Source organism: Westiellopsis prolifica IICB1, from assembly GCF_004323185.1.
In the GTDB taxonomy this organism is placed as follows: domain Bacteria; phylum Cyanobacteriota; class Cyanobacteriia; order Cyanobacteriales; family Nostocaceae; genus Pelatocladus; species Pelatocladus prolificus_A.
The window spans coordinates 2,355,348-2,361,532 of record NZ_NAPS01000002.1 but is presented as its reverse complement, the minus strand read 5'-3'; the positions used below and the strand labels follow the sequence as shown (position 1 = coordinate 2,361,532).

Annotated in this window: 7 protein-coding genes and 1 pseudogene; 5 read left to right on the top strand and 3 right to left on the bottom strand. The window is 39.0% G+C overall.

Features of this window, described 5'->3' with window-relative positions:
- Positions 1-268: pseudogene (locus B4U84_RS24510) on the top strand (hypothetical protein); the annotation flags it as partial.
- On the opposite strand, the gene proB reads toward B4U84_RS24510, so the two are convergent.
- Together proB and B4U84_RS24500 are read right to left on the bottom strand one after the other, a co-directional pair.
- Positions 241-1,350 carry a glutamate 5-kinase gene (proB, locus tag B4U84_RS24505; protein ID WP_131121051.1) on the bottom strand — a complete coding sequence of 370 codons (1,110 nt, stop codon included), beginning with the start codon at positions 1,348-1,350 and terminating at the stop codon, positions 241-243. The pseudogene B4U84_RS24510 and the gene proB sit on opposite strands and share 28 nt — an antisense overlap.
- Before the next feature lie 146 nt (positions 1,351-1,496).
- The gene (locus B4U84_RS24500; protein WP_017312175.1) at positions 1,497-2,144 is read right to left on the bottom strand and encodes a TetR/AcrR family transcriptional regulator; all 648 of its coding nucleotides are present in this window, start codon (positions 2,142-2,144) and stop codon (positions 1,497-1,499) included.
- Between the two features lie 157 nt (positions 2,145-2,301).
- Between B4U84_RS24500 and B4U84_RS24495 the strand changes: the two genes are divergently transcribed.
- On the top strand, positions 2,302-3,285 hold the full coding sequence (locus B4U84_RS24495) for a Rieske 2Fe-2S domain-containing protein (RefSeq protein WP_044449434.1): 984 nt from the start codon (positions 2,302-2,304) through the stop codon (positions 3,283-3,285).
- A 196-nt stretch (positions 3,286-3,481) separates the two neighbouring features.
- On the opposite strand, the gene B4U84_RS24490 is transcribed toward B4U84_RS24495, so the two are convergent.
- Positions 3,482-4,378, bottom strand: a complete 897-nt coding sequence (locus B4U84_RS24490) for a hypothetical protein (RefSeq protein WP_017312178.1) — start codon at positions 4,376-4,378, stop codon at positions 3,482-3,484.
- A gap of 96 nt (positions 4,379-4,474) precedes the next feature.
- Here B4U84_RS24490 and B4U84_RS24485 point away from each other — a divergent pair, with 96 nt between their 5' ends.
- The 3 genes from B4U84_RS24485 (at position 4,475) to B4U84_RS24475 (ending at position 6,138) form a co-directional block, all read left to right on the top strand.
- A complete protein-coding gene (locus B4U84_RS24485; RefSeq protein WP_131120846.1) occupies positions 4,475-5,338 on the top strand; it encodes an urease accessory protein UreD in 864 nt (287 codons plus the stop codon).
- A gap of 61 nt (positions 5,339-5,399) precedes the next feature.
- Complete coding sequence (ureA, locus tag B4U84_RS24480) at positions 5,400-5,702, top strand: urease subunit gamma (protein WP_026082051.1); 303 nt, start codon at positions 5,400-5,402, stop codon at positions 5,700-5,702.
- A 124-nt stretch (positions 5,703-5,826) separates the two neighbouring features.
- Complete coding sequence (locus tag B4U84_RS24475) at positions 5,827-6,138, top strand: urease subunit beta (protein ID WP_207390988.1); 312 nt, start codon at positions 5,827-5,829, stop codon at positions 6,136-6,138.
- Positions 6,139-6,185: the final 47 nt, after the last annotated feature.

Below are 6,185 nucleotides of genomic sequence, written 5' to 3'. Positions count from 1 at the left end.
CGCCGAAATGATTTTTGTGTGCGCCGAAATGATTTTTGTGTGCGCCGAAATGATTTTTGTGTGCGCCGAAATGATTTCTGGGTTCGGCGAAATGATTTCTGGGTTCGGCGAAATGATTTCTGGGGTCGGCGAAATCATTTCTGGGGTCGGCGAAATCATTTTTGGGGTCGGCGAAAAAATGCAGTCTGCTTCAGCAGAATTTTACTATGAGACTGCAATTTCAATCGCAGGTTCCTATTTTCAAGCTAGAACTAAATTATCCCGATGAACTACAGTTTCTGCACCTTCATATCCTAAAATTCCTGGAATTTCGCTGGAATGACGCCCACAAATTTTTTGTAGGTCGGCTTTGCTATAATTCACCAGTCCTCTGGCGATTTCGTTACCTTTAGAATCGCACAGCAGCACAGCATCTTGTGTATCAAAATCGCCTGCTAAGGCTGTGATACCAGCAGCTAACAAAGATTTCCCAGCTTGAGAAATTGCGACTACAGCTCCTTCGTCTAAATACAATTTTCCACTAGGAACTAAACCATAGGCAATCCAGCGTTTACGAGCCGATGTTGGTTCTAGATGGGGTTCAAAATGAGTCCCAATTGGTTCACCTTGTAGTATTTTTTCTATATTTTGAGAACGCTTACCTTCGGTAATTACGGTACGAACGCCAGCAGCAGTAGCAATTCGGGCTGCGGATATCTTCGTTATCATGCCACCTGTACCCCATTGGGAACCTTGATTGCCTGTTTGCACCTGCAATTCTTCTAATTCTTTTATACTACTAACTAGTGCGATCGGTTGGGCATCAGGTACAGAACGAGGATCGGCAGAGTAAAGTCTATCTACATCAGTGAGCAAAAATAACCAATCTGCATGTACCAAGCTAGCAACTAAAGCTGAAAGAGTATCATTGTCACCAAATTTTAGTTCCTCTACTGCTACAGTGTCATTTTCGTTTACCACAGGAATTACACCTAGTTCCAGTAATTCTTGAAAGGTGTTGTAGACATTTAAATAGCGACTGCGCTGTACTAAATCACTACGAGTTAGCAATACTTGAGCGATTGGCTGTTGCAGGGTGGTAAATAAATCATCATAGACACGCATTAACCGCCCTTGTCCAACTGCTGCTACTGCTTGTTTGAGGGCGATCGCTTTTGGTCTTTCTGTTAAACCCAAGCGCGCACAACCCACTCCCACAGCACCAGAGGAAACCAAAATCACCCGATTTCCCAGTCGCCGCAAATGCGATAGAGTTTCCGCTAAGGTTGCAATCGTAGAAATTGCTAACTGTCCAGTTTCTGGCTGGGTGAGACTAGAAGTACCGATTTTGACAACGATGGTTTTGGTCATTTGTCTAGAGACGCGATTCATCGCGTCTGTACAATAGTCATTGGTCATTTGTCTAGAGACGCGATTCATCGCGTCTGTACAATAGTCATTGGTCATTTGTCATTGGGTATTATTCTCCCCGATCCCCAATCCCCGATCCCCGATCCCTAATATTCAACTCCTGCCAAAATCAAATTAATTGCTTCTTGAGTATATTTTTCAATCATTTCTGAACTCAGCCTATCAACATCTGGGGTAAGATGCTTAATATTCTCATGAGCATTAAAGTAAAAAGTACAGATACCAGCAATTTGTAAGCAAACTAGAAATGGATCTAGTTGGCGAAAACTCCCCTCTGCTATACCTCGTTCTAAGACTTTGATGATATGAGCAAAGGTTTTTTGCCAATTACCTAATTTAAAATATTTGCCTTGATTTTGATTGGCTTCTTGGAACCAAAGCATTCCCCGAAAAGGATGAGTAGCTTCGTAAGCGATCGCCATTCTGATGAAACTCTTCAGTGCTTCTGGGGGTGATATTTTTTCAAAATCGAGTTGCTCAAGCATATCATGCATTTCCGTTGCCGGACGTTGCAAGACTGTTTTATACAACCCTTCTTTGTTCTCAAAATAATAGTGGATCATCGCTGTAGTTACGCCTGCACCTTTGGCGATCGCTTCTATACGCGCCCCACTCAAACCGTACTTAGCAAATTCTGCTTCTGCTGCATCTAAAATTTGCTTTTTGGTCGCCTCCGGATCTCTAACTTGGCGACTCGTGTTAGACGAGCGTTTTGTCTTAGCTGAACGAACCACTATTGTCAAAATTCTCCACAAACATGTTTTTATAGCCTATCCTGATACATTGGCATTCTCATTCAATTAAAAAATTAATTAATACTTGACAACATCATCAATACTAAATCATACTAATTAAAAAATTAATTAATAAAAAGGTAATAACATGAAATCCATGCTGGCTGGCGCTCCCTGGTTACTGGCACATAAATCCATGTTGGAAGTTCATAAACCCAAAAAAATTTCTATATACGGCTCAGACTATGTATTATGGAAAGATACGACGGGTAAAATTAACGCCTTACCGAACGCCTGTCCCCACATGGGAGCAATGTTATCAGAAGGTTGGTGTGAACAAAAAAACGATAATAGCAGCGTAGTAGTATGTCCGTTTCACGCCTTAGAATTTGATGGTGAAGGTTGTACTATTTTGCCAGGTTCACAGAAGAAAACAATACCACAATTGCAACCGTTAGAGTTAATTATTCAAGGGGATTTTATTTGGTCTTATGGTGGGCAAGAACCAAAAGCTAAAATTCCTGAGATTTTAAATAAAATTGCTGCTGAGTATGAATTTATTGGTTATACAGCAGACACCAGTGTAGAGACAGATTTGCTTTCTATGCTGCTAAATATGCATGATTATAATCATCAAAATGGTACTCATCGTCCCCTATTTCGGATCACAGAAGTTAATTTTGCTAAATTTTTGGATAATGGCCATGAATCTCACGCTTTTTATAATATGCCAACAGCACCTACAGCTATAGTTGAAAAAATCAAAAAACCTGATTTGTTTTTAATAGCAAAAGAAATCAAAGCGCATTTAGAAAATCACTTTCCGTCTTTAGTCATTTTTCATGGAGAAACTGCGATTGGTAAACTTGCTCAATGTCATTTGTTTGTGCCAGAATCGGAAAAGCGGACACGCATGTATGTATTAATGTTTGGTAAACCCAAGCATCCAGTCTTTAAAATATTTAGTAAGAGTATTCTTAACTTTGCCAAAGTAGTTGTAGAACAAGATACAGATATCTTGCTGAAAATTTATCCAAATACACCTCAAAAAATTAAGCTCAATAACGAAGTTGGAATGGATTGGGTACGGCGAAATTTTGAAACTTGGCCTGAAATTACAGAACCACATTTTTCTAAGTAGTTCTCATTTAAAATACAATACGCTTGGTGATCAGCCCAAAATCCTTTGTACCAGACGCGAAATTTCGCATCTCTACAGATCAATTTTCGGTACTAAAAATCCTTAACACCAAGCGTATTGATTTAAAATACTTCAACATCAAAATCAACTGGTAGGGTGCGTTATGGCTTCAGCCTAACGCACCCTACTTTAATATTTACTTATTAACACTGATAGGTACACTCACAAAATAATCCACAGTTCCTAACCAAGGTAATCCTGGCATCTGGTATGGTTGAAAATACAGACTCTCTAAACCTCCATATTTAACTATGTGAGTCAAGAAATGTAGAGATCCTGTCAGCAAATCGCTACCATTTGGCTCTGTGGTGTTTTCCCACTCTAATTTTGGTTGCAATTTGACTAAGTTTTTCACAGATTTAAATAGATTATTTGCTGGAGTATATAATCTGATAAAAGTAGATATAGAACGACGTATTTCAGCTTCAACTGCTGCCGGATTCTTAATTTTATTACCTTCAATAATTCCGTCAAAGCGTCTCTGGATAAATGTCTTTATATGTTGTGAATATTCAATAGTGTCATATTGATAAATCGCTTTAGAAATCTTAACTTGAGGATCAGAGTTCAGCATTAATCCAACTAAATAAGCGGTAATGTTTGCAGTATAATCTGAGTCACTAGCCAAATTTTTTAGTACTTCGTTAAGAGTAGTTTTTGAAGTTTTGTCAGATTTAGAGCGATAAAAAATAATAGCCGAACCGATATCTCCAGCCCAGGAAGTATGATCACCCGTCCAACTAGTTAAATCAGATTTACTCATTCCTAAAGAATTTATTTGGTCTGAAAGTGAGGCAATAAAATGAGCGAAATCAAGATTTTCACCACTCAACACTAATTCTTGATTGAGCTTTCCCTTAAATTCTCCTTCAATATATTTTTGATTGTATCCTGTTGCTAAAGTCCATAACCTCGTTGTGTATTCTGCTTTAGTGTACCCACGCAAGTGATTGGCTATTTCATAGCTAGATTTACCAAAATTTTCACTTTCAATTTTTTCAATGAAATTTAACATTTCTTGTAACTTAGACATAAATTGAGAAATTAGAGTAGATATGGTGTGCTTTTACACAATAATCTACCTACTGTGATCATTAATTTCCGAATAGATTAAATAGCCATCACCAAAATGAATGAAAAACCTGATCAAAGCACAACACCAAGCAAAGATTTTTGGCATGGAAATCTACACTTAGTTTACGCCGATCGCCAAAACCAAACCCAGCTGATTTTCAATCAAAATCAAGCACCATTAAAAGTGCAACGTCCTTTTTATCCAGAAGGACAAAAAGTTTGTCATAGTGTAATTTTACATACAGCTGGGGGTGTTGTTGGAGGCGATCGCCTCTCCTATAACTTTCACCTCCAACCTCATGCCCAAGCATTAATTACTACTGCAACTGCTGGTAAAATCTACCGTACTAACGGCATGACTGCCAAACAAATGATTGAGATCAAAGTTGATGATGGTGCTTGTTTGGAGTGGTTGCCGCAAGAAACAATTGTTTTTGATGGTGCATTATATCGACAGGATATAAATGTAAAATTAGCAACAACAGCTAGTTATATTGGGTGGGAAATTACTAGATTTGGGCGGAGTGCGAGAGGAGAGAAATTTTTGCAAGGAGAATGGCGATCGCACACGGAAATTTGGCAGCAAGATAAACCCTTATGGATAGATAGACAATGGCTACCAGGTAGCGAAGAAGTTTTTCACAGTCCCCACGGTTTGGCAGGACAACCAATTGTAGGTAGTCTAGTCTACATTGGTCAAAAAATATCACCAGAATTAGTACATCAAGCACGAAATCTGTGGAAACCCACCCTCACCCACTCTCAAATAGGTGTGACTCGATTAGAACATGGACTTTTGTGTAGATATCGTGGATATTCAACTACTGAGGTGAGAAACTGGTTTATCGGTGTTTGGCAGTTATTACGCATATTTTTTTTGAGTCGTGGTAGCTGTGTACCAAGAGTTTGGCAGCTTTGAATTTTTTAAGCACGCTTGGTGCTTACTACAAACCAGTAAAACACAAAGGAAGAGTGAGGAAATGCAACTGACACCGCAGGAAAAAGACAAATTACTCATTTTTACTGCTGCTTTACTCGCAGAAAGACGTAAAAACAGAGGTTTAAAGTTAAATTATCCAGAAGCTATTGCTTATATCTCTGCTGCAATATTAGAAGGTGCGAGAGATGGTAAGACAGTTGCAGAGTTGATGAGTTATGGTACTACCTTATTGACGCGAGATGATGTTATGGAAGGAGTACCAGAGATGATTTATGAAGTGCAGGTAGAAGCGACTTTTCCTGATGGGACAAAGTTAGTAACTGTGCATAATCCCATTCGTTAGCCTGAGTAATATTAAAGGAAGTTTCTTATATGCAGACTGAGTTACCGCTCCGAAAAACCCATACAGTTTCAAACCTTTAAATGAAGAGTTAACGGTTAACAGTCATTATATAAATACCAATATTATGATTCCTGGAGAAATAATTACAGCACAAAGCGAAATAGAACTCAACGCGGGGCGTCCCACTATAAAATTACAAGTAGCAAATACAGGAGACAGACCCATCCAAGTTGGTTCTCACTTCCACTTTTTTGAAGTCAACACCGCCTTAAACTTTGATCGCGAACAAGCACGAGGAATGCGCCTCGATATTCCCGCCGGAACAGCAGTGAGATTTGAACCAGGCGATGAAAAAGAAGTCACTCTAGTTCCTTTTGCTGGTACACGTCAAGTCTACGGATTCAACGCCAAAATTAACGGAAATTTAGATAGTTAACCCAAGTTGCTAGTTACGGATTCAGACAAACGAACAGCGTCTACAAA